The sequence below is a fragment of the Pseudomonas sp. GD04091 genome (assembly GCF_029836165.1).
Taxonomy (GTDB): domain Bacteria; phylum Pseudomonadota; class Gammaproteobacteria; order Pseudomonadales; family Pseudomonadaceae; genus Aquipseudomonas.
Map to the genome: position 1 here is coordinate 59,859 of NZ_JAOEBG010000001.1, position 23,449 is coordinate 83,307.

Sequence of the window (23,449 nt, forward strand, 5' to 3'; positions counted from 1 at the left end):
CCATGGCGGAACAACTATCCACAAGTAAGTGCGATTCACCATTACTCCAGGCGTTCGTCGACAATCGCAGCATTCTGGTGAAGATCGCAGCCCGGATCACCGGCTGTCGCTCCCGCGCCGAGGATGTGGTGCAGGACGCCTTCTTCCGGCTCAGCGCCGCCCCGCAGATCACCTCGTCATTCAAGGCCCAGCTCAGTTATCTGTTCCAGATCGTGCGCAACCTGGCCATCGATCACTACCGCAAGCAGGCCATGGAGCTGAGGTATTCCGGCAGCGAAGAGGAAGGGCTCAACGTGGTCATCCAGAACGCCTCGCCCGAAGCCACGCACATCAACCTCGCCACCCTCGAACACATCGCCGACGCGCTCAACGAACTGCCCCAGCGCACCCGCTACGCCTTCGAGATGTACCGCTTGCACGGCGTGCCGCAGAAAGATATCGCCAAGGAACTGGGGGTTTCGCCGACGCTGGTCAACTTCATGATCCGCGATGCGCTGATCCATTGCCGCAAGAGCAGCCGCCAGGGCTGAGATCTTCTTTGCACCCTTTTCACGGGTAAACCCGCCCCCACAGGTACGGTGTCGAACCTGTGGGAGCGGGTCTACCCGCGAAAATCCCACTCGCTATCAGACCAGCTTGCAGCGATCGAAGAAGCGCTCGCGCCCCAGGATCATCAGCGCCGCGCGCTTGTGCGGGAAATCGAACTCTTTCTCGCAGTGGAAGCACTGATCGTGCATGTAGCCGATCATCCTGCCGTTGTCGGCGCGCGGCTCGGCCACCACGCGCTGGGTGCGCGGGTCGTCGAGGAACAGGTAGTGCACCAGCGCCGACAACCAGCTGGCCACCTTGTGCGGGCCACGGTGCGTTTCCTCCCCGACCAGCATGTGGATGCCGCGATCGTAGTCGTCGGCCGGGTAGAACGGCGCGATGCGGTCTTCCTTGGCCCAGTAGGCCTCGAAGTAGGCAAAGGGCTCGTCGTCGAAGCAACCGATCAAGGTCAAGGTGTGCGGGTCGGCCTCGAGCTTGGCCAGGTACTCGCGATGTTGCGCCAGCGTTCCGCCTTCCTGCCAGAACTGCACCACCCGCGGGTTGTTCTGCCAGCGATTGAAGCGCTCCAGGTCCTGCTCGATCTCCAGAGTGCGCAACGACACCCACGCCCCCAGGCGCGCATCGAAGCGCCGGTACACCTCGCCGCGCGGCTTGGGCGCCCGGCGCGGGTGACGCTTACCGTTGCTGATCAGCATCTGCTGCGGATAGATCCCGGACACGGACTCACCCAGCCAGGGCTGGGGCAACTGCCAGAACAGGGTGCGCTCGCACAGGTACTGCCCAGGCTGCTCGCCCGGCAGCAGCAAGCCACTGGCCAGTGCGCCCGACAGCGGCTGGGGCAGCTGCCAGGCCAAGCGCTGGCAGCCCGGATCGCGTGACAACAACCAGTAACAGGCCGCCCACAGCGCCTGCTCGGGGCGCTCCGGACAAATCTGCTCGAGGTGGACTTCAAGGGCAGCGGCCGGCACCAGGCGAACCCGGATCAGGGGGCGCCCCTCAAGGGTCAGGCTCAGGCGGCAATCGCCCTCGTCGGCCTGCAGGCTGCGCCAGCGTGGCGCGCAAAGGGGCTGCGAAGCGGCATCGAACGGCATGGTCATGGCTCACGGGAAAGGTAAGAAAGGCTCACATCAAAGAACGTGGCCAAGCCCGTGGAATTTAGTCGCGCGGTGCTTCGACGGTGATCTTGTAGGGCTGGAAAATACGCAACAGCTCACCGTTTTCACGCAGCCGGCGCAACAGGGTGGCGAATACTTCGGGGCTGATCGAAGCATCGGGGCGCAGCAGCGCGTAATGGTGATAGACCTGATCGACGCGCTGCGAGGCCAGCAGCTGAACGCCGCTTTCAGGATTGCGCTTGAGGAAGTCACTGAGGTACGAGCGAGTGACCAGGGCGATGTCGGCACGCTCGCGTTCGACCATGTTCAGGTTGCTGTCGTGGGAATAGGTCAGGGTCGCCCGATAGCGCTTCTTGAGGTATGCCGGGTCTGGGTTGAAATCGGCGAAGGCGTAGTGATAACCGTTGAACAACGCCAGCCGCTTGCCTGCGAGGTCATCGAAGTAATGCTGGTCGCGCCCCGCCTGCTGGCGAGCGACGAAGATCTCGGCATCCTCCAACCCCATGTCCACGGCCTTGTGTTCGATCCCCTGCCAGCCCCATTGCGGGTTCTCGAAGATCGCCATGTCGGTGCGGCCCTGCTGGAAGTCGCCAAAGCGCCGCGGGATCGAGGTGGGCACCAGCACGAAACGGTAGTCGGCCTGCAACCGGTTCAGCGCGTCCACCAGTTGCGGCAGCAGACCGGTGTCGGCGCCTTGCTCCGGGCGCACGGTATAAGGAGGGAAATGCGCCGCACCGATCTTCACCTCCAGGGCCTCCCCTGCCCGCACCACGGCGCTCAGCGACAGCGCGGCAAACAACAGCATGATGGACAGTGGCTTGAGGCTGGACAATGGGATCAAGTGGAAACACTCATCACGGTGGGGGCCTGGATGCGCCTAAGCTAGGCGTTTTCCCAAACCGGCACAACCGCCGGATATGCCAAAGTGCCAGGGGATGTCGTGCGCGTCGAGTTTGGCTACGCTCTACAGGCCTGCGTGTTCGACAAGCGCGCCGGCCACTGTGCATTGATAGGGAGCCTGGCATGGGCCACTGGTTGGTGATCGACCTGGAAGCCACCACCGACGACGGCGGCTGGCCGGTCACGGAGATGGAAATCATTGAAATCGGCGCAAGCCTGGTCACTCGCGAAGGACGCGAGGTGGATCACTTTCAACGCTTCGTGCGCCCCAGGCGGCGGCCGCAACTGACGCCCTTCTGTCGCGAGCTGACCCATATCGGCCAGGCCGATATCGACAACGCCGCACCGTTCCCGGAGGTCTGGGGGCAGTTCGAACGCTGGCTGAGCCATCACCAGGCGCAGCTGCAGGCCTGGGTGAGCTGGGGCGACTACGACCGCCAGCAGTTGCTGCAGGAATGGCAGCTGCATCAGGTGCACAGCCTGCTCGAACAGCTGTCGCACATCAACCTCAAGCAACGCTTCGCCAAGGCCCGCCACCTGCAACGCCCGGCAGGGCTGAACAGCGCCCTGCAACTGGCCGGCCTGCAGTTTTCCGGACAGCAGCACCGGGCCCTGGAAGACGCGCGCAACACCGCCCGCCTGCTGCCCTTGAGCCTGCCGGCGGGCGGCACCTGAAACAGATGACGCAGGGGCATGCCTTGGGCATACTGGCCAGCCCATTTTTCAGCCCTTTTTCAGGAGTCGCCCGATGTTCAAGGTCAATGAGTACTTCGATGGCACCGTCAAGTCGATCGCCTTCGAAGGCAAGGAAGGTCCGGCCACCGTGGGCGTGATGGCCCCGGGCGAATACGAGTTCGGCACCGCCAAGCGCGAGATCATGCATGTGGTTTCCGGCGCCCTGAGCGTGAAGCTGCCGGGCAGCGACAACTGGGAAACCTTCAACGCTGGCGACAAGTTCAACGTGGCCGCCGACAGCAAGTTCCAACTGAAGGTCGCCGTGGATACCGCCTACCTGTGCGAGTACCGCGACTAAGCGCCAACCTGTAACGGCCTCATCGCCGGCAAGCCGGCTCCCACAGGTACGACGCCGACCTCTGTGGGAGCCGGCTTGCCGGCGATGGGCTGCAAAGCAGACCCCAAGCGGCCTAGGCCTTGAGAAAAGCCGCCACCTGCTGCGCCGCCACCTGCATGTGCTGCTCATGGCTGAACCCCGACGCCTTCAACGGCTTGAGGTCATGATCGGCTGCCACCAGCCAGTTCACCTCGATCGCCGGCGATAACTCATACCCCGCCACCGCCTCTCGATTGCCCAGGGCATCCCGTTCGCCCTGCACGATCAACGTGCGCGTGCGCAGCCCGGCCAGATGCGCCACCCGAGGTTTCTCCGGCTTGCCCACCGCGTAGAACGGATACCCCAGGCAGACCAGCGCATCGGCCCCCAGTTCGTCCGCCAACAGGCTGGCCATGCGCCCGCCCATGGACTTGCCGCCAACGGCCAGCCTGCCCGCGACCAAAGGTCGCACCTGTTCGTATACAACCCGCCAGCATTCGAGCAACACCTGCTGCGGATTCGGCGGTCGCCTGCCGCCGTTTAGACGCCGTTCGGCCATGTAGGGAAATTCGAAGCGCACCACCCCGACCCCTTGCCCCGCCAGCCTTTGCGCCATGTCCTCCATGAACCCGCTGTCCATCGGCGCACCAGCGCCATGGGCGAGGATCAGGCAGGGGCAACTGCCGCGATCCTCCGCGATTCGAGGAGGATCGCAGCGCAAGCCTGGGACATTTGCGATCTTCGCCCATTGATCCCCGTCAATACCGGCACTTTGCCCATTAATCATGCTTGCCTCGCTGTTTAGCCTGCCTATAACCGTGGATGGGAACCCATACATGAACACAACCAGCAGTACCGCCTACAACTACAAGGTGGTCCGCCAATTCGCCATCATGACGGTGGTGTGGGGCATCGTCGGGATGGGGCTCGGCGTCTTCATCGCCGCCCAGCTCGCCTGGCCCGCCCTCAACCTTGACCTGCCGTGGACCAGCTTCGGCCGCCTGCGACCCTTGCACACCAACGCGGTGATCTTCGCCTTCGGCGGCTGTGCCCTGTTCGCCACCTCGTATTATTCGGTGCAACGCACCTGCCAGACCACCCTGTTCGCGCCACGCCTGGCCGCGTTCACCTTCTGGGGCTGGCAACTGGTGATCCTGCTGGCGGCGATCAGCCTGCCACTGGGCTACACCAGCTCCAAGGAATACGCCGAACTGGAATGGCCGATCGACATCCTCATCACCATCGTCTGGGTCGCCTATGCCGTGGTGTTCTTCGGCACCCTGATGAAGCGCAACACCAAGCACATCTATGTGGGCAACTGGTTCTTCGGCGCCTTCATCCTCACCGTGGCGATGCTGCACATCATCAACAACCTGGAGCTGCCGGTCAGCCTGACCAAGTCCTACTCGGTCTATGCCGGGGCCACCGACGCCATGGTCCAGTGGTGGTATGGCCACAACGCCGTGGGCTTCTTCCTCACCGCCGGCTTCCTGGGAATGATGTACTACTACGTGCCCAAGCAGGCCGAACGCCCGGTGTATTCCTATCGCCTGTCGATCGTCCATTTCTGGGCGCTGATCACCCTGTACATCTGGGCAGGCCCTCACCACCTGCACTACACCGCCCTGCCCGACTGGGCGCAGTCGCTGGGCATGATCATGTCGCTGATCCTGCTGGCGCCAAGCTGGGGCGGCATGATCAACGGCATGATGACCCTGTCGGGGGCCTGGCATAAGCTGCGCAGCGACCCCATCCTGCGCTTCCTGGTGGTGTCCCTGGCGTTCTACGGCATGTCCACCTTCGAAGGCCCGATGATGGCCATCAAGACTGTCAACGCCCTCTCCCACTACACCGACTGGACCATCGGCCACGTGCACGCCGGCGCCCTCGGCTGGGTGGCGATGATTTCCATCGGCGCGCTGTACCACACCATCCCGATGGTGTTCGGCAAGGAGCGCATGTACAGCCTCGGGCTGATCAACGCGCACTTCTGGCTCGCCACCATCGGCACCGTGCTGTACATCGCCTCGATGTGGGTCAACGGCATCGCCCAGGGCCTGATGTGGCGCGCGGTCAACAGCGACGGCACGCTGACCTACTCGTTCGTGGAGACCCTGGTGGCCAGCCACCCCGGCTTCGTCGTGCGCTTCGTCGGCGGCGCGATCTTCCTCAGCGGCATGTTCCTGATGGCCTGGAACACCTGGCGCACCGTGCGCGCCCCGGCTGCCGAGCACGCCACCGCCAACGCCCAGCTGGCCTGAGGAGTAGAGCCTGATGAAACATGAAGTCGTCGAGAAAAACATAGGCCTGATGGCGCTGCTGATGGTGTTCGCCGTCAGCATCGGTGGCCTGACGCAGATCGTCCCGCTGTTCTTCCAGGACGTCACCAACAAGCCGGTCGAAGGCATGAAACCCTACACCGCGCTGCAGCTCGAAGGCCGCGACATCTACATCCGCGAAGGCTGCGTGGGCTGCCACTCGCAGATGGTCCGGCCGTTCCGCGCCGAAACCGAGCGCTACGGCCACTACTCGGTGGCCGGCGAAAGCGTCTGGGATCACCCGTTCCTGTGGGGCTCCAAGCGCACCGGCCCGGACCTGGCCCGCGTCGGCGGGCGCTACTCGGACGACTGGCACCGCGCGCACCTGTACAACCCGCGCAACGTGGTGCCGGAGTCGAAGATGCCGTCCTACCCCTGGCTGGTGGCCGCGCAGGTCGACAACAGCCACACCGACACCAAGATGCGCACCCTGCGCACCCTCGGCGTGCCCTACACCGACGAGGACATCGCCGGTGCCCGCGACGCGGTCAAGGGCAAGACCGAGATGGACGCGCTGGTCGCCTACCTGCAGGTGCTCGGCACCGCGATCAAGAACAAGAGGTGAGTGCGATGGAAATGGACATCGGCATGATCCGTGGCCTGGGCACCCTGGTGGTGATGATCGCCTTCATCGGCCTGTCGCTCTGGGTGTTCAACCGTCGCCGCGACCGTGATTTCGCCGAAGCGCGCCTGCTGCCCTTCGTCGACGACCGCCTGCCCCCCGCCGGGCAGGAACCTGCCGCATTGAGGAGTACCCAGCAATGACCACCTTCTGGAGTACGTACATCAGCGTACTGACCATCGGCAGCCTGATCGGCCTGACCTGGCTGCTGCTCGGCACCCGCAAGGGCCAGAGCAGCGACACCACCGACCAGACCATGGGCCACAGCTTCGACGGTATCGAGGAGTACGACAACCCGCTGCCGAAATGGTGGTTCTGGCTGTTCGTCGGCACCCTGGTGTTCTCGGTGGGCTACCTGATCCTCTACCCGGGCCTGGGCAACTGGAAAGGCATCCTGCCCGGCTACGAGAACGGCTGGACCCAGGTGGACGAGTGGCAGAAAGAGATGGACAAGGCCGACGCCAGGTTCGGCCCGATCTTCGCCAAGTACGCCGCCATGCCGGTGGAGGAAGTGGCCAAGGATCCACAGGCGCTGAAGATGGGCAGCCGGCTGTTCGCCTCCAACTGCTCGGTGTGCCACGGCTCCGACGCCAAAGGCTCCTACGGCTTCCCCAACCTGACCGACAGCGACTGGCGTTGGGGCGGCGAGCCGGAGACCATCAAGGCCTCGATCATGAACGGCCGCCACGGCATCATGCCGGGCTGGTCCACGGTGATCGGCGAGCAGGGCGTGGCCGATGTGGCCGCGTTCGTGCTGACCAATCTCGACGGTCGCACCCTGCCGGCTGATGCCAAGGCCGACCCGGCCAAGGGCAAGGAGCTGTTCGCCACCAACTGCGTGGCCTGCCACGGGCCCGAAGGCAAGGGCACCCCGGCCATGGGCGCACCGAACCTGACCCATCCGCAGGCGTTCATCTACGGCTCGAGCTTCGCCCAGTTGCAGCAGACCATCCGTTATGGCCGTCAGGGCCAGATGCCGGCGCAGCACGACATCCAGGGCAACGACAAGGTCCACCTGCTGGCGGCCTATGTGTATAGCCTGTCGCAGGAGCAAGTGCCTGAAACCGTAACCGCCAAGTAATGCCCGAGGGCCGCTTCGCGGCCCTTTTCGCGGGCAAGCCCGCGATGGGCTGCATAGCAGCCCCTCTCCCCTCCCCGCCTTGCACCCCCTCCGAACACAACTAAGCTTGTTGCCACAGTGGCTCCGCTCGCAGCGACCGGAACAGACGTGGCGCACCGCCTGACACCACGCATCGAATCCACCCGCGCGAGCCTGCGACCAGGGGGTGACGCCTTGCCTGCCCGCCCCGAAAACAAAGTTTGACCGATCGATCAGAAAAACATGGAAAACGGTACACATTACAAATATTTATTTGTGTACAATCGTTCGCACCCTCAGGCCGCGGGACGGCGGCGGAAAGGGTCTGGACACGGGTCGGCGCAGGTCGCCTTGCGTTGCCATAACCCTGGTGGTTATCGATACTGGCGCCGATTTACCAACCAACAAGAACACCCAAACCGTGGAACCTTAGAATGAGCACTGCAATCAGTCCGACTGCTTATAACTATAAGGTCGTCCGCCAGTTCGCCATCATGACGGTGGTCTGGGGGATCCTTGGCATGGGGCTCGGCGTCTTCATCGCCTCGCAACTGGTATGGCCCCAGCTGAACCTGGACCTGCCATGGACGAGCTTCGGCCGCCTGCGCCCGCTGCACACCAACCTGGTGATCTTCGCCTTCGGTGGCTGTGCCCTGTTCGCCACCAGCTACTACGTGGTGCAGCGAACCTGCCAGACCCGCCTGATCTCCGACGGCATGGCCGCCTTCACCTTCTGGGGCTGGCAGGCGGTGATCGTCGGCGCGCTGATAACCCTGCCGATGGGCTACACCACCACCAAGGAATACGCCGAGCTCGAGTGGCCGCTGGCGATCCTGCTGGCCATCGTCTGGGTCACCTACGCGCTGGTGTTCTTCGGCACCATCGTCAAGCGCAAGACCAAGCACATCTACGTCGGCAACTGGTTCTACGGCGCCTTCATCGTGGTCACCGCGATGCTGCACATCGTCAACCACATCTCCCTGCCGGTAAGCCTGTTCAAGTCGTACTCGGCCTACGCCGGCGCCACCGACGCGATGATCCAGTGGTGGTACGGCCACAACGCCGTGGGCTTCTTCCTCACCACCGGTTTCCTGGGGATGATGTACTACTTCGTGCCCAAGCAGGCCGAACGCCCGATCTACTCCTATCGCCTGTCGATCGTCCACTTCTGGGCGCTGATCACCCTGTACATCTGGGCAGGCCCGCACCACCTGCACTACACCGCCCTGCCCGACTGGGCGCAGTCGCTGGGCATGGTGATGTCGATCATCCTTCTGGCACCGAGCTGGGGCGGCATGATCAACGGCATGATGACCCTGTCGGGGGCCTGGCACAAACTGCGCACCGACCCGATCCTGCGCTTCCTGGTGGTGTCCCTGGCGTTCTACGGCATGTCCACCTTCGAAGGCCCGATGATGGCCATCAAGACCGTCAACTCGCTGTCGCACTACACCGACTGGACCATCGGCCACGTGCACGCCGGCGCCCTCGGCTGGGTGGCGATGATCTCCATCGGCGCGGTCTACCACATGATTCCGAAGCTCTACGGCCGCGAGCAGATGCACAGCATCGGCCTGATCAACGCGCACTTCTGGCTGGCGACCATCGGCACCGTGCTGTACATCGCCTCGATGTGGGTCAACGGCATCACCCAGGGTCTGATGTGGCGTGCCATCAACGACGACGGCACCCTCACCTACTCCTTCGTCGAAGCCCTGCAGGCCAGCCACCCGGGCTACATCGTCCGCGCCCTGGGCGGTGCGTTCTTCGCCTCCGGCATGCTGCTGATGGCCTACAACGTGTTCCGCACGGTACGCGCCGCCAACCCGGTACAGGCTGAGGAAGCCGCCAAGATCGTCGTCGTGGGAGCGCACTGATGAAGCATGAAGCAGTCGAGAAGAACATTGGCCTGCTGGCCTTCTTCATGGTCATCGCCGTCAGCGTCGGCGGCCTGACCCAGATCGTCCCGCTGTTCTTCCAGGACGTCACCAACAAGCCGGTCGAGGGCATGAAGCCACGCACCGCGCTCGAGCTCGAAGGCCGTGACATCTACATCCGCGAAGGCTGCGTGGGCTGCCACTCGCAGATGATCCGGCCGTTCCGCGCCGAAACCGAACGCTACGGCCACTACTCGGTGGCCGGCGAGAGCGTCTGGGACCACCCGTTCCTGTGGGGCTCCAAGCGCACCGGCCCGGACCTGGCCCGCGTCGGTGGGCGCTACTCGGACGACTGGCACCGCGCGCACCTGTACAACCCACGCAACGTCGTGCCGGAATCGAAGATGCCTTCGTACCCATGGCTGGTGGAGCACAAGCTCGACGGCAAGGACACCGCGAAGAAGATGCAAGTGCTGCGCACCCTCGGCGTGCCCTACACCGACGAAGACATCGCCGGTGCCAGCGACGCGGTCAAGGGCAAGACCGAGATGGACGCCATCGTGGCGTACCTGCAAGGCCTTGGCACCCTCATCAAGAGCAAACGGTGACGGCAATGGATATCGGGATGATTCGCGGCCTGGGCACCGTCGTGGTGCTGGTGGCCTTCGTGGGCCTGGCGCTGTGGGTGTTCAGCCCACGGCGCAAGAAGGACTTCGACGAGGCCACTCGGTTGCCGTTCGCGGACGACCCCGAGGCCACCCGGCACGTCGAGCAAGCACAAGCTTCTAGGAGCAAAGAACAATGACAACCTTCTGGAGTCTGTACGTCACCGTCCTGACCCTGGGCACCATCTTCGCCTTGACCTGGCTGCTGCTGTCGACCCGCAGGGGCCAGCGCGAAGAAATCACCGACGAGGTCGTCGGCCACGCCTTCGACGGCATCGAGGAATACGACAACCCCTTGCCGAAATGGTGGTTCTGGCTGTTCGTCGGCACCATCATCTTCGCCCTCGGCTACCTGGTGCTCTACCCGGGCCTGGGCAACTGGAAAGGCATCCTGCCGGGCTACGCCTACCTGGATAACGACAAGAAGACCGAGTTCTCCAACGGCCAGTCCGGCTGGACCGGCGTGCACGAGTGGGAGAAGGAAATGGCCAAGGCCGACGCTCGTTTCGGGCCGATCTTCGCCAAGTTCGCCGCCATGCCGCTGGAAGACGTGGCCAAGGATCCGCAGGCCCTGAAGATGGGCGCACGCCTGTTCGCTTCCAACTGCTCGGTATGCCATGGCTCCGACGCCCGGGGCGCCTACGGTTTCCCCAACCTGACCGACAACGACTGGCGTTGGGGCGGCGAGCCGGAGACCATCAAGACCACCATCATGAACGGTCGCCACGGCGTGATGCCGGGCTGGGCCACGGTGATCGGCGAACAGGGCGTGGCGGATGTCGCCGCCTTCGTGCTGACCAACCTCGACGGCCGCAAGCTGCCGGAGGACGCCAAGGCCGACCCGGTCAAGGGCCAGCAGATCTTCGCCACCAACTGCGTGGCCTGCCATGGCCCCGAAGGCAAAGGCACCCCGGCCATGGGCGCGCCAGACCTGACCCACCCGCAGGCGTTCATCTACGGTTCGAGCTTCGCCCAGCTGCAGCAGACCATCCGCTACGGTCGCCAAGGACAGATGCCGGCCCAGGCGCAGATGCAAGGCAACGACAAGGTGCACTTGCTGGCAGCTTATGTGTACAGCCTGTCGCATCAGGATCAGGATCAGGCCCCGAAAGCCGAGTGATGCTGAACCGTGGGAGCGGGGTTGTTCCGCGATGGTCGCCAAGCTGATGACGCCATCGCGGGACAAGCCCGCTCCCACGCTCGTTTGCACCGTAAAATGCGCAGGCGACTGACCTGAATCAATTGACACCCGCCATAACACGATTCACACCACGAACCCAACGCGACTAAAGGTCGCAGCGCGCCCCGCACCCGCCATCACAGGCGTATCATGGGCCGCAGAGCGCTAGCAGAACGCGCGAGACTGCGGCCGGCACGCACTGGCCGCGGCATTTCTCCACTGCCGTGGGACTTGATGATGAGCAAGCAAATTCCGGTACATGACGTCACCCCGCCTGCCAGCAAAGGGAAGGATTCCGTCGACCTCTACGCCTCGCGCGAAAAAATCTACACCCGTGCCTTCACCGGCCTCTTCCGCAGGTTGCGGATGGTCGGCGGCGCAGTATTGTTCCTGCTGTACTTCGGCACCGTCTGGCTGAACTGGGGCGGCCACCAGGCCGTGTGGTGGAACCTGCCCGAGCGCAAGTTCTACATCTTCGGCGCCACCATCTGGCCCCAGGATTTCATCCTGCTCTCCGGCATCCTGATCGTCGCCGCCTTCGGCCTGTTCTTCATCACCGTATATGCCGGCCGGGTCTGGTGCGGCTACACCTGCCCGCAAAGCGTATGGACCTGGGTGTTCATGTGGTGCGAGAAAGTCACCGAGGGTGATCGCAACCAGCGCATGAAGCTGGACAAGGCCCCCATGAGCACCAACAAGCTCCTGCGCAAGCTGGCCAAGCACAGCCTGTGGCTGCTGATCGGCTTCGTCACCGGCATGACCTTCGTCGGCTACTTCTCGCCGATCCGCGAACTGGTCATCGAATTCTTTACCGGCCAGGCCGATGGCTGGGCCTACTTCTGGGTCGGCTTCTTCACCCTGGCCACCTACGGCAACGCCGGCTGGCTGCGCGAACAGGTGTGCATCTACATGTGCCCGTACGCGCGCTTCCAGAGCGTGATGTTCGACAAGGACACCCTGATCGTCTCCTACGACCCGCGTCGTGGCGAGGCACGGGGCCCGCGCAAGAAGGACATCGACTACAAGGCCAAGGGCCTGGGCGACTGCATCGACTGCACCATGTGCGTGCAGGTCTGCCCCACCGGTATCGACATCCGCGACGGCCTGCAGATCGAGTGCATCGGCTGCGCCGCCTGCATCGATGCCTGCGACAGCATCATGGACAAGATGAACTACCCCAAAGGACTGATCAGCTACACCACCGAGCACAATCTGTCCGGGCAGAAGACCCACATGCTGCGCCCGCGCCTGATCGGCTACGCCCTGGTGCTGCTGGTGATGATCGGCGCCCTGGCCACCGCCTTCGCCACCCGCTCGCTGGTGGGCTTCGACGTCGCCAAGGACCGGGTACTGTACCGCGAGAACGCCCAGGGCCGGATCGAGAACGTCTACAGCCTGAAGGTGATGAACAAGGACCAGCGCGACCACGTCTACGTGCTCGACGCCGCCGGCCTGCCCGATCTCAGGCTCGAAGGCCAGCGCGAGATCCGCGTCGCCGCCGGCGACATCGCCACGCTGCCGGTGCAGCTGTCGGTCGCCCCGGAGAAACTGCCCTCGACCACCAACGAAATCACCTTCATCCTCAAGGACGCCGATGACAGCGCCTCCCAGGTTGAAGCCAAGAGCCGCTTCATCGGCCCACAGATCCGCTGAGAGAGAACCACGACAATGCCTGCCGCCACCGCCGCCAGCCCCTGGTACAAGCACCTCTGGCCCTGGATCATCATCGGCATCCTGACCACCTCGGTGTGCCTGAGCCTGACCATGGTCAGCATCGCCGTGCGCAACCCGGACAACCTGGTCAACGACAACTACTACGAAGCCGGCAAGGGCATCAACCGTTCGCTCGATCGTGAACTGCTGGCCCAGACCCTCAACCTCAAGGCCAGCGTGCACCTGGACGAACTGACCGGCGAAGTGGACGTGCGCCTGACCGGCAACAGCGACCCGCAAGCGCTGGAACTGAACCTGATTTCGCCGACCCAGCCGGACAAGGACCGCAAGGTTCAGCTGGCCCGCAGCGAGCCGGGTCGCTATGTCGGCCAGCTCGATGACAAGGTCGAAGGCCGGCGCTTCGTCGAACTGCTGGACAGTCAGGATGACCACGTGTGGCGACTGTTCGAGGAAGAGAAGGTCGAACATGGCGTGACCTTGCAGCTGGGGGATGAAGCGTTGCAAGGTGCCGAGCACCAGCAATGATTCGCCGCACCGCTGGGGGCGCCTTGCGCCCCTTTCGCGACACAAGGCCGCTCCTACCGGGACACGCGATTCCCTGTAGGAGCGGCCTTGTGTCGCGAAAGGGCTGCAAAGCAGCCCCGACAACCTCAAAGTACAAGACCGCACCAAAATGACCCAACCCACCCCCTGCTACCACTGCGCCCTGCCCGTCCCCGCCGGCAGCCGCTTCAGCGCCACGGTCCTCGGCGAGCCCCGACAGTTCTGCTGCCCCGGCTGCCAGGCGGTGGCCGAGTCGATCGTCGCCGGTGGCCTTGAGCACTACTACCAGCACCGCAGCGACACCAGCGCCAACCCCGAGGCGCTGCCCCGCCAGCTGCAGGACGAACTGGCCCTGTATGACCGCGGCGACGTGCAACAGACCTTCGTACGCCACGAGGGCGAGCTGGCCGAGGCCACCCTGCTGGTCGAAGGCATCAGCTGCGCCGCCTGCGGCTGGCTGATCGAGAAGCACCTGCGCAACCTGCCCGGCGTCGACGACGCCCGCCTGAACCTGTCCAACCACCGCCTGCTGGTCAACTGGTCCGATAGCCAGCTGCCGCTGTCCAGGCTGCTCGCCGAGCTGCGCCGGATCGGCTACGCCGCCCACCCCTACCAGCCCGACCAGGCCGCCGAGCAACTGGCCCGGGAGAATCGTAGCGCCCTGCGCCGCCTGGGAGTGGCCGGGCTGCTGTGGTTCCAGGCGATGATGGCGACCATGGCCACCTGGCCGGAATTCAACATCGACCTGTCGGCCGAGATGCACACCATCCTGCGCTGGGTCGCGCTGTTCCTTACCACGCCCATCGTGTTCTACAGCTGCGCGCCGTTCTTCAAGGGCGCGGCCCGTGACCTGCGCACCCGCCACCTGACGATGGACGTGTCGGTGTCTCTGGCCATCGCCCTGGCCTACTGCGCCGGGATCTGGACCGCGATCACCGGCAGTGGCGAGCTGTACTTCGACACCGTCGGCATGTTCGCCCTGTTCCTGCTCACCGGCCGCTACCTCGAGCGCCGTGCCCGCGAGCGCACGGCGGCGGCCACCGCGCAACTGGTCAATCTGCTGCCGGCCTCGTGCTTGCGCCTGGACGCCAATGGCCAGGCCGAGCGCATCCTGCTTGGCGAGCTGCGGCGCGGCGACCAGGTGCAGGTGCTGCCCGGTGCGGTGATCCCGGCCGACGGGGTTATCGTCGACGGGCGCTCCAGCGTCGACGAGTCGCTGCTGACCGGTGAATACCTGCCGCTGCCCCGTCGTCCTGGTGACCGCGTGACGGGCGGCACCCTCAACGTCGAGAGCAGCCTGACGGTCGAAGTCCAGGCCCTGGGTCAGGACTCGCGCCTGTCGGCCATCGTCCGCCTGCTGGAGCGCGCCCAGTCGGAAAAGCCGCGCCTGGCGGAAATCGCCGACCGTGCCTCGCAGTGGTTCCTGCTGTTCACCCTGGTGGCAGCCGCCGTGATCGGTGTCGTCTGGTGGCAACTGGATGCGCCGCGGGCGTTCTGGATCGTCCTGGCGATGCTGGTCGCCACCTGCCCCTGCGCCTTGTCACTGGCCACCCCGACCGCCCTCACCGCCGCCACCGGCAGCCTGCACAAGCTGGGCCTGCTGGTGACCCGAGGCCATGTGCTGGAAGGCCTGAACCAGATCGACACGGTGATCTTCGACAAGACCGGCACCCTCACCGAGGGCCGCCTGGCGCTGCGCAGCATTCGCCCGCTCGGGCGCCTCGACGGCGACCAGTGCCTGGCCCTGGCCGCCGCGCTGGAGAATCGCTCCGAACACCCCATCGCCCGCGCCTTCGGCCGCGCCGCGCAGGCCGCCGAAGCCGTCACCGCCGTGCCAGGGCTGGGCCTGGAGGGCGACATAGCGGGCCAGCGCCTGCGCATCGGCCAGGCCACCTTCGTCTGCGCCCTCAGCGGCACCGAGATACCCGCCGTGCCGGAGTCACGCGGGCAATGGCTGCTGCTGGGGGATCGCCAGGGCCCCCTAGCCTGGTTCGGCGTGGATGACCGTCTGCGCGACGACGCCCAGGGTCTGGTGGCGGCCTGCAAGGCACGTGGCTGGAAAACCCTGCTGCTGTCCGGCGACAGCTCGCCGATGGTCGCCGAAGTGGCCGGGCAACTGGGCATCGACAAGGCCGTCGGCGGCCTGCGCCCGGACGACAAGCTGGCCCGCCTGAAAACGCTGCAGGCCGAAGGGCGCAAGGTGCTGATGCTCGGCGACGGGGTCAACGATGTGCCGGTGCTGGCCGCCGCCGACATCAGCATCGCCATGGGCAGCGCCACGGACCTTGCCAAGACCAGCGCCGACGCGGTGCTGCTGTCCAACCGCCTGCACGCGCTGGTGCAGGCCTTCGACCTGGCGCGACGCACCCGCCGCAACATTGTCGAGAACCTGCTCTGGGCGACCCTGTACAATGGCCTCATGCTGCCGTTCGCCGCGCTCGGCTGGATCACCCCGGTGTGGGCAGCGATCGGCATGTCGGTCAGCTCGCTGATCGTGGTGCTCAACGCCCTGCGCCTGACCCGGTTGCCCACGGCTGCGCAGGCGCCGGCCAGCGAGCCGGCGTCGCTCGAAAGGAAACCGCTATGCCCGCCCTCTACGTGATGATCCCCGCTGCCCTGCTGCTCGTCGGTGTCGCCGTGTACATCTTCTTCTGGGCGGTGGACAGCGGCCAGTACGACGATCTGGAAGGCCCGGCCCACAGCATCCTGTTCGACGATCAGGACCCGCGCCACCAGGCCGCCGTGAAACCCGAGGACGAACACCCCGAAGACAAGGACTCCGCCCCGCGTGCCTGACCTGATCCCGCTCCTCGGCTCGGCACTGGTCCTGGGCCTGCTCGGCGGCGGCCACTGCCTGGGCATGTGCGGCGGCTTGATGGGCGCCCTGACCCTGGCCATCCCGCCCGAGCAACGTGGCCGGCGCCTGCGCCTGCTGCTGGCCTACAACCTCGGGCGCATCCTCAGCTATGCCGCCGCGGGCCTGCTGCTGGGCCTGGCTGGCGTGGCGCTGGCCAGTAGCCCGCTGGCCTCGGGCCTGCGGGTGGTCGCCGCATTGCTGCTGATCGCCATGGGCCTGTACCTGGCCGGCTGGTGGAGCGGGCTGACGCGCATTGAGGCACTGGGACGCGGCCTGTGGCGCCATGTGCAGCCCCTGGCCACCCGCTTGCTGCCGGTTTCCAGCCTGCCCCGCGCCCTGCTGCTCGGCGCCCTGTGGGGCTGGCTGCCGTGCGGGCTGGTGTACAGCACGCTGCTGTGGGCGGCGAGCCAGGGCGATGCGCTGCACAGTGCTGCGCTGATGCTGGCGTTCGGCGTGGGCACCTGGCCGGTGCTGCTGGCCACCGGGCTTGCCGCCGAGCGCGTGGGCCGCCTGCTGCGCAAGCGCGGGGTGCGCATGGCCGGCGGCGTGCTGGTGATCCTCTTTGGCCTGTGGACACTGCCCGGGCCTCACCAACACTGGCTCATGGGGCACTGAAGGGCCGCGCAGCGGCCCCATACGGCGACTGCCAGATCTCCTGATACAAATCAACATGACTTCTTACACACACACCTAGACTCCGGACACTGCAGCTCTATCCGGGGACTACCCACATGCTCGACGACCTACGCTGGGACGCCGACCTGATCCGTCGCTACGATCTGGCCGGGCCACGCTACACCTCCTATCCGACCGCCGTGCAGCTGCACGGCGAAGTGGGCTCGTTCGACCTGCTTCACGCCCTACGCGAAAGCCGCCGCGCCACGCGCCCGCTGTCGCTGTACGTGCACGTGCCGTTCTGCGCCAACATCTGCTACTACTGCGCCTGCAACAAGGTCATCACCAAAGACCGTGGCCGCGCCGCGCCCTACCTGCAGCGCCTGGAACAGGAGATCCAGCTGATCGCCTGCCACCTCGACCCGAAACAGGTTGTCGAGCAGCTGCACTTCGGCGGCGGCACGCCCACCTTCCTCAGCCATGTCGAGCTACGCCAGCTGATGGCCACCCTGCGCCAGCACTTCCATCTGCTGGACGACGATTCCGGCGACTACGGCATCGAGATCGACCCCCGCGAAGCCGACTGGTCGACCATGGGCCTGCTGCGCGAACTGGGCTTCAACCGCGTCAGCCTCGGCGTGCAGGACCTCGATCCGGCCGTGCAGCGCGCGGTCAATCGCCTGCAGAGCCTGGAGCAGACCCGCACCCTGATCGAGGCGGCGCGCACCCTGCAATTCCGCTCGATCAACCTCGACCTGATCTACGGCCTGCCCAAGCAGACCTCGGAAGGCTTCGCCCGCACCGTCGACGAGGTGATCCGCCTGCAGCCCGACCGCCTGTCGGTGTTCAACTACGCGCACCTGCCCGAGCGCTTCATGCCCCAACGGCGCATCGACAGCGCCGACCTGCCGGCCCCGGCGGCCAAGCTGGAAATGCTCCACGCCACCATCGACCAGCTGACCGCCGCCGGCTACCGCTACATCGGCATGGACCACTTCGCCCTGCCCGACGACGAGCTGGCCATCGCCCAGGAAGAAGGCACCCTGCAACGCAACTTCCAGGGTTACACCACCCACGGCCACTGCGACCTGATCGGCCTGGGCGTCTCGGCGATCAGCCAGATCGGCGACCTCTACTGCCAGAACAGCAGCGACCTCAACACCTACCAGGACACCCTCTCGACCGCCCAACTGGCGACCCAGCGCGGCTTGCTGTGCAACCAGGACGACCGCCTGCGCAGGGCGGTGATCCAGCAGCTGATCTGCCACTTCGAGCTGGACTTCGAGGCGATCGAGCAGGCCTTCACCATCGACTTTCGCGGCTACTTCAAGGAGCAGTGGCCGCAACTGCAGGCCATGCAGCGCGACGGCCTGATCAGCCTGGACGCCACGGGCATCCGCATTCTGCCGGCCGGCCGCCTGCTGGCGCGCTCGGTGTGCATGGTGTTCGACGCCTACCTCGCGCAACAGAATCGCCAGCGATTCTCCCGGGTGATCTAGCCGATTGAGGCGTTTCACCGCATGGACAGCCCGCCTTTCGAGGCACACTATGGACAGTTGAACGGTAGCGGAACACCCCTTTCCTGCCGTCGCTAGCGTGCACCAAAAATGCGCACACTGGCCTACAGCCGATGCCGCAGGTTATCCTTACGGCTTATGTGTGCTTTCCCACAAGGATCGAAAGAAATGTCCGAGCCAGTAAAACTGCGCCCACACAACCAGGCCCATTGCAAGGATTGCAGCCTGGCCCCCCTGTGCCTGCCCTTGTCCCTCAACCTCGAGGACATGGATGCACTGGATGAAATCGTCAAACGCGGCCGCCCACTGAAGAAAGGCGAGTTCCTGTTCCGCCAGGGTGACAATTTCGGCTCGGTCTACGCGGTACGCTCCGGCGCCCTCAAGACGTTCAGCCTGAGCGACAGCGGCGAGGAGCAGATCACCGGCTTCCACCTGCCAAGCGAGCTGGTCGGCCTGTCCGGCATGGACACCGAGGCCTATCCGGTCTCGGCCCAGGCCCAGGAAACCACCTCGGTATGCGAGATTCCCTTCGAGCGTCTCGATGAACTGTCGGTGCAGCTGCCACAGCTACGCCGCCAGCTGATGCGAGTGATGAGCCGCGAGATCCGCGACGACCAGCAGATGATGCTGCTGCTGTCGAAGAAGACCGCCGACGAGCGGATCGCCACGTTCCTGGTCAATCTCTCCGCACGCTTCCGCGCCCGTGGCTATTCGGCCAACCAGTTCCGCCTGAGCATGTCGCGCAACGAGATCGGCAACTACCTGGGCCTGGCGGTGGAAACCGTGTCCCGGGTGTTCACCCGCTTCCAGCAGAACGGCCTGCTCAAGGCCGAGGGCAAGGAGGTGCATATCCTCGATCCGATCCAGCTGTGCGCGCTGGCCGGTGGTGCGCTCGAGGCCTGATCGCGGCACGAAAAGGGTATACTGGCGCCTTGGTTTTCCAGGATACCCGCCCCATGCACAGCGACACCTTCGACCTCAAAGCCCTGATCCGCCCGGTAGTGGACTTCCCCAAGCCGGGCGTGATCTTTCGCGATATCACCCCGTTGTTCCAGTCGCCGCGCGGGCTACGCTATGTCGCCGACCAGTTCATCGAGCGCTATGTGGAGGCTGAATTCAGCCACATTGGCGCCATGGATGCGCGGGGCTTTTTGATTGGGTCGATCATCGCCCACCAGCTGAACAAGCCGCTGATCCTGTTCCGCAAGCAGGGCAAGCTGCCGGCTGACGTGCTGTCGGAAGCCTACCAGACCGAATACGGCGAAGCCTTCCTGGAAGTGCATGCCGACAGTATCTGCGAAGGTGATTCGGTGCTGATCTTCGATGACCTGATCGCCACCGGTGGCACGCTGCTGGCGGCGGCCAAACTGGTACGCCGCACAGGTGCCCAGGTGTTCGAGGCGGCGGCGATCATCGACCTGCCGGAGCTGGAAGGTTCGCGCCGGCTGCAGGCGGCCGGGGTGCCGACCTTCTGCCTGACCGAGTTTTCCCTCAGCGAATATTGAGTCACCTGCGGGGCCGCCTTGCGGCCCTTTCGCTGGCAAGCCAGCTCCCACAGCAACAGCGCCATCCTCACGATCAGCGCACTCGGAGTGCGAGCCGGCCTGACGGCGAAAGGGCCGCAAAGCGGCCCCGATCACAGATTTACAGCGAAATCGGCCGGCGCCCGGCAAAGGCATGGGCCAACGTGCCACCATCCACCAGTTCCAGCTCCCCACCCAACGGCACGCCATGGGCGATACGCGTGGCGGTCAGGCCCTTCTCGGCCAGCAGCTGGGCGATGTAATGGGCGGTCGCCTCTCCCTCCACCGTGGGGTTGGTGGCCAGGATCACCTCGCTGAAGGTGCCCTGCTCCTCGATGCGCGCCATCAACTGCGGGATACCGATGGCTTCCGGCCCCAAGCCATCGAGCGGCGACAGATGCCCCTTGAGCACGAAGTATCGGCCGCGATAGCCGGTCTGCTCCACCGCATACACATCCATCGGCCCCTCGACCACGCACAACTGGCTGTCGTCCCGACGCGGATCGGCGCACTGCGGGCACAGTTCCTGCTCGGTCAGGGTGCGGCACTGGCGACAATGGCCGACGCCTTCCATGGCCTGGCTCAGGGCCTGCGCCAAGCGCGCGCCGCCGCTGCGGTCGCGTTCGAGCAGCTGCAGGGCCATGCGCTGGGCGGTTTTCTGGCCGACGCCGGGCAGGATGCGCAGGGCGTCGATCAGTTGGCGGATCAGGGGGCTGAAGCTCATGTCGGCAGGCCGTCCAATTCAGAAAACACAATGAACAAGGGAGCAACATCCCGCAGGACATTGCCCCCCATTTGAAGCAAGCAGCCGATCAGAACGGCATCTTGAAACCTGGCGGCAGCTGCATGCCGGCAGTCATGCTGCCCATCTTGTCCTGGCTGTTCTGCTCGATCTTGCGCACGGCGTCGTTCAGCGCGGCGGCGATCAGGTCTTCGAGCACTTCCTTGTCGTCCGCGTCGGTCGACATCAGGCTCTGGTCGATGCTGACACGCTTGACGTCATGACGACCGGTCATCACCACGCTCACCAGGCCGCCACCGGACTGGCCGGTGACTTCGGCGTTGGCCAGCTCTTCCTGCATCTTCTGCATCTTTTCCTGCATCTGCTGGGCCTGCTTCATCAGGCCGGCCATGCCACCTTTCATCATGGGGTATACCTCGATTGGGTCATGTGATGCGCCCCGGCCAAGGGCCGGGCGCATGGTTATCCGTTCATTGGCCCTGGCTGGCCAGGGCGTCTACAGGCTCAATAGTATCCTGCCTGACCGTCGCACCGAACTGCCGGATCATCTGCTGGATGAGCGGGTCCTGCTCGATCGACACCACCGCGTCATGCTGGCGCTCGGCGCGCTTGCGGGCGGCAGCCTGGGCCGGGGTTTCCTGCTCCGGGCGGATCAGCTCGATCTTCAGGCGGATGTCGCGACCCAACTGCTGGTTGAGCGCATCGTTCAACCTGCGCTGCTGCGTCGAGTTGAACAGCGCGCCCTGCCCCGGGTCCAGGTGCAGCAACCAATCGTCGCCATCGGCGGCGATCAGGGTACAGTTGGCGGCGATGTTGCCTGTCATACCGGAGACAGGCAACTGTGGGAATAATTCCAGCCATTGCAGGGCAAGGCCGGTCGCCGGCTGCGCCGCTGGCAGTGGTTCGGGCGCCTCGGCGGGCGCGTCTTCCTGCACATGCTCGGCCAGCTCGTCCAGATAACTGAACGCGGCCGGGTCGCTGTCCGGCGTGTAGTAGTCCTCGTCCGCCGGTGGCTCGTCGTCGCGCTCCATGCCCGCCGGGTTGTAGGCGGACGGGTCGAACGGCGGCTCATCGTCATCCAGCGCGAAACTGTTGGACTCGGCAACGGCCGATGCTTCCGGCGCCTGCTCGGCCTCGGCCTGGGCAGGTGCCACGGCGGGTTCTTCCCAAGGCAGGTCGACAACCTCTTCGGCGGGGGCGGGTTGCGGCTCAGGCTCTGGCGCCGCCATCTCGGCCTCGACAGCTGGTGGCTCGGCCTGCTCAGGCACGTCGACCACGGGAGCCGGCGTGACCACTGCCTCGACAGGGCTTGCGACGACAGCCGGCGCAGCGGCCGCGACCGCCGCTGCCACCGGTTTGGCCGGATCAGCTGTGGCCTGGCTGATCCCCACCGGCTTTAGTACCGGCTTCGGCGCATCGTCGGTGTCGGCCGGGCGGAAGGCGAGCATGCGCAACAGGACCATCTCGAAGCCGCCACGCGGATCCGGCGCCAGCGGCAGGTCACGACGACCGATCAGGCCCATCTGGTAGTAGAACTGCACGTCCTCCGCCGGCAGGGCCTGGGCCAGCGCCAGCACGCGATCACGGTCGCCCTGGCCGTTGTCGACCGCTTCCGGCAGGGCCTGGGCGATGGCCACGCGGTGCAGCACGTTGAGCATTTCCGACAGCACGCCATTCCAGTCCGGACCTTGCTCGGCCAGGTCACGCACCGCCTCCAGCAGCGCCCGGGCATCGCCTTCGAGCAAAGCCTGGAGCACGCCGTACACCTGGCCGTGGTCGAGCGTGCCGAGCATCACCCGTACATCGGCGGCCAGCACCTTGCCCTCGCCGAAGGCAATGGCCTGATCGGTCAGGCTCATGGCGTCGCGCATGGAGCCGTCGGCGGCGCGGCCGAGCAGCCACAGGGCGTCCTCTTCGAACGGCACGTTCTCGGCGCCCAGCACATGGGTCAGGTGCTCGACCACCCGCTCCGGGCTCATGTTCTTCAGCGAGAACTGCAGGCAGCGCGACAGGATGGTCGCCGGCAGCTTCTGCGGATCAGTGGTGGCGAGGATGAACTTGACGTAGGGCGGCGGCTCTTCCAGCGTCTTCAACAGGGCGTTGAAGGAATGGGTGGAGAGCATGTGCACTTCGTCGATCAGGTAGACCTTGAAGCGCCCGCGACTCGGCGCGTACTGCACGTTGTCGAGCAGTTCGCGGGTGTCCTCGACCTTGGTGCGGCTGGCGGCGTCGATCTCGATCAGATCGACGAATCGGCCCTCGTCGATCTCCCGGCACACCGAACAGGTGCCACACGGGGTGGAGGTGATGCCGGTCTCGCAGTTCAGGCACTTGGCGATGATCCGCGCGATGGTGGTCTTGCCCACCCCCCGGGTGCCGGTGAACAGATAGGCATGGTGCAGGCGCTGGTTGTCCAGAGCGTTGATCAAAGCCTTGAGCACATGGGCCTGGCCGACCATTTCGCGGAACGAGCGCGGGCGCCATTTACGTGCAAGAACCTGATAACTCATCAAAAAACCATCGTGACCGGAGCGGGCGGAAAGAGCGCTAATGCTAGCGGAGCGGGACCGAAATTGCACCCTGCCGATCTCGTCTAAGCTCA

General features: G+C 65.1%; 25 protein-coding genes. 19 read left to right on the forward strand and 6 right to left on the reverse strand.

Features of this window, described 5'->3' with window-relative positions; genetic code table 11:
* Window positions 1-2: 2 nt before the first annotated feature.
* The gene (locus N7422_RS00215; protein WP_279804531.1) at window positions 3-530 is read left to right on the forward strand and encodes an RNA polymerase factor sigma-70; all 528 of its coding nucleotides are present in this window, start codon (window positions 3-5) and stop codon (window positions 528-530) included.
* A 96-nt stretch (window positions 531-626) separates the two neighbouring features.
* On the opposite strand, the gene N7422_RS00220 is transcribed toward N7422_RS00215, so the two are convergent.
* Both N7422_RS00220 and N7422_RS00225 read right to left on the reverse strand, forming a co-directional pair.
* Window positions 627-1,640 carry a GNAT family N-acetyltransferase gene (locus tag N7422_RS00220; protein ID WP_279804532.1) on the reverse strand — a complete coding sequence of 338 codons (1,014 nt, stop codon included), beginning with the start codon at window positions 1,638-1,640 and terminating at the stop codon, window positions 627-629.
* Window positions 1,641-1,704: 64 nt separating this feature from the next.
* On the reverse strand, window positions 1,705-2,469 hold the full coding sequence (locus tag N7422_RS00225; RefSeq protein WP_279805086.1) for a transporter substrate-binding domain-containing protein: 765 nt from the start codon (window positions 2,467-2,469) through the stop codon (window positions 1,705-1,707).
* Between the two features lie 218 nt (window positions 2,470-2,687).
* On the opposite strand from N7422_RS00225, the gene N7422_RS00230 reads away from it, so the two are divergent.
* Entirely contained in the window at window positions 2,688-3,239 is a 552-nt protein-coding gene (locus N7422_RS00230) for an exonuclease domain-containing protein (protein WP_279804533.1), read from the forward strand.
* 73 nt (window positions 3,240-3,312) lie between these two features.
* Window positions 3,313-3,597 carry a pyrimidine/purine nucleoside phosphorylase gene (locus tag N7422_RS00235; RefSeq protein ID WP_038705716.1) on the forward strand — a complete coding sequence of 95 codons (285 nt, stop codon included), beginning with the start codon at window positions 3,313-3,315 and terminating at the stop codon, window positions 3,595-3,597.
* A 112-nt stretch (window positions 3,598-3,709) separates the two neighbouring features.
* On the opposite strand, the gene N7422_RS00240 is transcribed toward N7422_RS00235, so the two are convergent.
* Window positions 3,710-4,402: an alpha/beta family hydrolase gene (locus N7422_RS00240; protein ID WP_279805087.1), complete on the reverse strand. Its 693-nt coding sequence runs from the start codon at window positions 4,400-4,402 to the stop codon at window positions 3,710-3,712.
* Between the two features lie 49 nt (window positions 4,403-4,451).
* Between N7422_RS00240 and ccoN (N7422_RS00245) the strand changes: the two genes are divergently transcribed.
* From ccoN (N7422_RS00245) to N7422_RS00320, 16 genes are all read left to right on the forward strand, one after another.
* The gene (gene ccoN / locus N7422_RS00245; RefSeq protein WP_279804534.1) at window positions 4,452-5,876 is read left to right on the forward strand and encodes a cytochrome-c oxidase, cbb3-type subunit I; all 1,425 of its coding nucleotides are present in this window, start codon (window positions 4,452-4,454) and stop codon (window positions 5,874-5,876) included.
* 13 nt (window positions 5,877-5,889) lie between these two features.
* Entirely contained in the window at window positions 5,890-6,498 is a 609-nt protein-coding gene (gene ccoO, locus N7422_RS00250; protein WP_279804536.1) for a cytochrome-c oxidase, cbb3-type subunit II, read from the forward strand.
* A gap of 5 nt (window positions 6,499-6,503) precedes the next feature.
* Window positions 6,504-6,698, forward strand: coding sequence for a CcoQ/FixQ family Cbb3-type cytochrome c oxidase assembly chaperone (locus N7422_RS00255; RefSeq protein WP_279805088.1), 195 nt, complete (start codon window positions 6,504-6,506; stop codon window positions 6,696-6,698).
* The gene (ccoP, locus tag N7422_RS00260; RefSeq protein ID WP_279804537.1) at window positions 6,695-7,636 is read left to right on the forward strand and encodes a cytochrome-c oxidase, cbb3-type subunit III; all 942 of its coding nucleotides are present in this window, start codon (window positions 6,695-6,697) and stop codon (window positions 7,634-7,636) included. Before N7422_RS00255 ends, ccoP (N7422_RS00260) begins: the two co-directional genes overlap by 4 nt.
* A gap of 452 nt (window positions 7,637-8,088) precedes the next feature.
* Window positions 8,089-9,531 (forward strand): cytochrome-c oxidase, cbb3-type subunit I, encoded by a 1,443-nt coding sequence (gene ccoN / locus N7422_RS00265; protein ID WP_279804538.1) that lies wholly within the window; start codon window positions 8,089-8,091, stop codon window positions 9,529-9,531.
* Entirely contained in the window at window positions 9,531-10,139 is a 609-nt protein-coding gene (ccoO, locus tag N7422_RS00270; RefSeq protein ID WP_279804539.1) for a cytochrome-c oxidase, cbb3-type subunit II, read from the forward strand. Before ccoN (N7422_RS00265) ends, ccoO (N7422_RS00270) begins: the two co-directional genes overlap by 1 nt.
* A 5-nt stretch (window positions 10,140-10,144) precedes the next feature.
* Window positions 10,145-10,336, forward strand: a complete 192-nt coding sequence (locus tag N7422_RS00275) for a cbb3-type cytochrome c oxidase subunit 3 (protein WP_279804540.1) — start codon at window positions 10,145-10,147, stop codon at window positions 10,334-10,336.
* Window positions 10,333-11,316, forward strand: coding sequence for a cytochrome-c oxidase, cbb3-type subunit III (gene ccoP / locus N7422_RS00280; RefSeq protein WP_279804541.1), 984 nt, complete (start codon window positions 10,333-10,335; stop codon window positions 11,314-11,316). The genes N7422_RS00275 and ccoP (N7422_RS00280) overlap by 4 nt, the downstream gene beginning before the upstream one ends.
* 297 nt (window positions 11,317-11,613) lie before the next feature.
* On the forward strand, window positions 11,614-13,029 hold the full coding sequence (ccoG, locus tag N7422_RS00285; protein WP_279804542.1) for a cytochrome c oxidase accessory protein CcoG: 1,416 nt from the start codon (window positions 11,614-11,616) through the stop codon (window positions 13,027-13,029).
* 15 nt (window positions 13,030-13,044) lie between these two features.
* Complete coding sequence (locus N7422_RS00290; protein ID WP_279804543.1) at window positions 13,045-13,575, forward strand: FixH family protein; 531 nt, start codon at window positions 13,045-13,047, stop codon at window positions 13,573-13,575.
* A 148-nt stretch (window positions 13,576-13,723) separates the two neighbouring features.
* Window positions 13,724-16,195, forward strand: a complete 2,472-nt coding sequence (locus N7422_RS00295; protein WP_279804544.1) for a heavy metal translocating P-type ATPase — start codon at window positions 13,724-13,726, stop codon at window positions 16,193-16,195.
* A complete protein-coding gene (gene ccoS, locus N7422_RS00300; protein WP_279804545.1) occupies window positions 16,177-16,389 on the forward strand; it encodes a cbb3-type cytochrome oxidase assembly protein CcoS in 213 nt (70 codons plus the stop codon). Before N7422_RS00295 ends, ccoS begins: the two co-directional genes overlap by 19 nt.
* Window positions 16,382-17,065 carry a sulfite exporter TauE/SafE family protein gene (locus tag N7422_RS00305; protein ID WP_279804547.1) on the forward strand — a complete coding sequence of 228 codons (684 nt, stop codon included), beginning with the start codon at window positions 16,382-16,384 and terminating at the stop codon, window positions 17,063-17,065. The genes ccoS and N7422_RS00305 overlap by 8 nt, the downstream gene beginning before the upstream one ends.
* A 116-nt stretch (window positions 17,066-17,181) precedes the next feature.
* On the forward strand, window positions 17,182-18,564 hold the full coding sequence (gene hemN / locus N7422_RS00310) for an oxygen-independent coproporphyrinogen III oxidase (RefSeq protein ID WP_279804548.1): 1,383 nt from the start codon (window positions 17,182-17,184) through the stop codon (window positions 18,562-18,564).
* 186 nt (window positions 18,565-18,750) lie between these two features.
* Complete coding sequence (gene fnrA, locus N7422_RS00315) at window positions 18,751-19,485, forward strand: Crp/Fnr family transcriptional regulator FnrA (protein ID WP_186661113.1); 735 nt, start codon at window positions 18,751-18,753, stop codon at window positions 19,483-19,485.
* A 53-nt stretch (window positions 19,486-19,538) separates the two neighbouring features.
* A complete protein-coding gene (locus N7422_RS00320) occupies window positions 19,539-20,087 on the forward strand; it encodes an adenine phosphoribosyltransferase (protein WP_279804550.1) in 549 nt (182 codons plus the stop codon).
* Window positions 20,088-20,226: 139 nt separating this feature from the next.
* On the opposite strand, the gene recR is transcribed toward N7422_RS00320, so the two are convergent.
* The 3 genes from recR to dnaX form a co-directional block, all read right to left on the reverse strand.
* Window positions 20,227-20,829: a recombination mediator RecR gene (recR, locus tag N7422_RS00325; RefSeq protein WP_279804551.1), complete on the reverse strand. Its 603-nt coding sequence runs from the start codon at window positions 20,827-20,829 to the stop codon at window positions 20,227-20,229.
* Window positions 20,830-20,917: 88 nt separating this feature from the next.
* The gene (locus N7422_RS00330; RefSeq protein ID WP_011533041.1) at window positions 20,918-21,253 is read right to left on the reverse strand and encodes a YbaB/EbfC family nucleoid-associated protein; all 336 of its coding nucleotides are present in this window, start codon (window positions 21,251-21,253) and stop codon (window positions 20,918-20,920) included.
* A gap of 64 nt (window positions 21,254-21,317) precedes the next feature.
* Window positions 21,318-23,357 carry a DNA polymerase III subunit gamma/tau gene (dnaX, locus tag N7422_RS00335; RefSeq protein ID WP_279804552.1) on the reverse strand — a complete coding sequence of 680 codons (2,040 nt, stop codon included), beginning with the start codon at window positions 23,355-23,357 and terminating at the stop codon, window positions 21,318-21,320.
* Window positions 23,358-23,449 lie beyond the last annotated feature (92 nt).

What these genes read in the sequence shown, in the direction of transcription:
- N7422_RS00215 (WP_279804531.1), top strand. Translation starts at nt 3, where the DNA reads ATGGCGGAACAACTATCCACAAGTAAGTGCGATTCACCATTACTCCAG.
- N7422_RS00220 (WP_279804532.1), bottom strand. Translation starts at nt 1,640, where the DNA reads ATGCCGTTCGATGCCGCTTCGCAGCCCCTTTGCGCGCCACGCTGGCGC.
- N7422_RS00225 (WP_279805086.1), bottom strand. Translation starts at nt 2,469, where the DNA reads ATGCTGTTGTTTGCCGCGCTGTCGCTGAGCGCCGTGGTGCGGGCAGGG.
- N7422_RS00230 (WP_279804533.1), top strand. Translation starts at nt 2,688, where the DNA reads ATGGGCCACTGGTTGGTGATCGACCTGGAAGCCACCACCGACGACGGC.
- N7422_RS00235 (WP_038705716.1), top strand. Translation starts at nt 3,313, where the DNA reads ATGTTCAAGGTCAATGAGTACTTCGATGGCACCGTCAAGTCGATCGCC.
- N7422_RS00240 (WP_279805087.1), bottom strand. Translation starts at nt 4,402, where the DNA reads ATGATTAATGGGCAAAGTGCCGGTATTGACGGGGATCAATGGGCGAAG.
- ccoN (WP_279804534.1), top strand. Translation starts at nt 4,452, where the DNA reads ATGAACACAACCAGCAGTACCGCCTACAACTACAAGGTGGTCCGCCAA.
- ccoO (WP_279804536.1), top strand. Translation starts at nt 5,890, where the DNA reads ATGAAACATGAAGTCGTCGAGAAAAACATAGGCCTGATGGCGCTGCTG.
- N7422_RS00255 (WP_279805088.1), top strand. Translation starts at nt 6,504, where the DNA reads ATGGAAATGGACATCGGCATGATCCGTGGCCTGGGCACCCTGGTGGTG.
- ccoP (WP_279804537.1), top strand. Translation starts at nt 6,695, where the DNA reads ATGACCACCTTCTGGAGTACGTACATCAGCGTACTGACCATCGGCAGC.
- ccoN (WP_279804538.1), top strand. Translation starts at nt 8,089, where the DNA reads ATGAGCACTGCAATCAGTCCGACTGCTTATAACTATAAGGTCGTCCGC.
- ccoO (WP_279804539.1), top strand. Translation starts at nt 9,531, where the DNA reads ATGAAGCATGAAGCAGTCGAGAAGAACATTGGCCTGCTGGCCTTCTTC.
- N7422_RS00275 (WP_279804540.1), top strand. Translation starts at nt 10,145, where the DNA reads ATGGATATCGGGATGATTCGCGGCCTGGGCACCGTCGTGGTGCTGGTG.
- ccoP (WP_279804541.1), top strand. Translation starts at nt 10,333, where the DNA reads ATGACAACCTTCTGGAGTCTGTACGTCACCGTCCTGACCCTGGGCACC.
- ccoG (WP_279804542.1), top strand. Translation starts at nt 11,614, where the DNA reads ATGAGCAAGCAAATTCCGGTACATGACGTCACCCCGCCTGCCAGCAAA.
- N7422_RS00290 (WP_279804543.1), top strand. Translation starts at nt 13,045, where the DNA reads ATGCCTGCCGCCACCGCCGCCAGCCCCTGGTACAAGCACCTCTGGCCC.
- N7422_RS00295 (WP_279804544.1), top strand. Translation starts at nt 13,724, where the DNA reads ATGACCCAACCCACCCCCTGCTACCACTGCGCCCTGCCCGTCCCCGCC.
- ccoS (WP_279804545.1), top strand. Translation starts at nt 16,177, where the DNA reads ATGCCCGCCCTCTACGTGATGATCCCCGCTGCCCTGCTGCTCGTCGGT.
- hemN (WP_279804548.1), top strand. Translation starts at nt 17,182, where the DNA reads ATGCTCGACGACCTACGCTGGGACGCCGACCTGATCCGTCGCTACGAT.
- fnrA (WP_186661113.1), top strand. Translation starts at nt 18,751, where the DNA reads ATGTCCGAGCCAGTAAAACTGCGCCCACACAACCAGGCCCATTGCAAG.
- N7422_RS00320 (WP_279804550.1), top strand. Translation starts at nt 19,539, where the DNA reads ATGCACAGCGACACCTTCGACCTCAAAGCCCTGATCCGCCCGGTAGTG.
- recR (WP_279804551.1), bottom strand. Translation starts at nt 20,829, where the DNA reads ATGAGCTTCAGCCCCCTGATCCGCCAACTGATCGACGCCCTGCGCATC.
- N7422_RS00330 (WP_011533041.1), bottom strand. Translation starts at nt 21,253, where the DNA reads ATGATGAAAGGTGGCATGGCCGGCCTGATGAAGCAGGCCCAGCAGATG.
- dnaX (WP_279804552.1), bottom strand. Translation starts at nt 23,357, where the DNA reads ATGAGTTATCAGGTTCTTGCACGTAAATGGCGCCCGCGCTCGTTCCGC.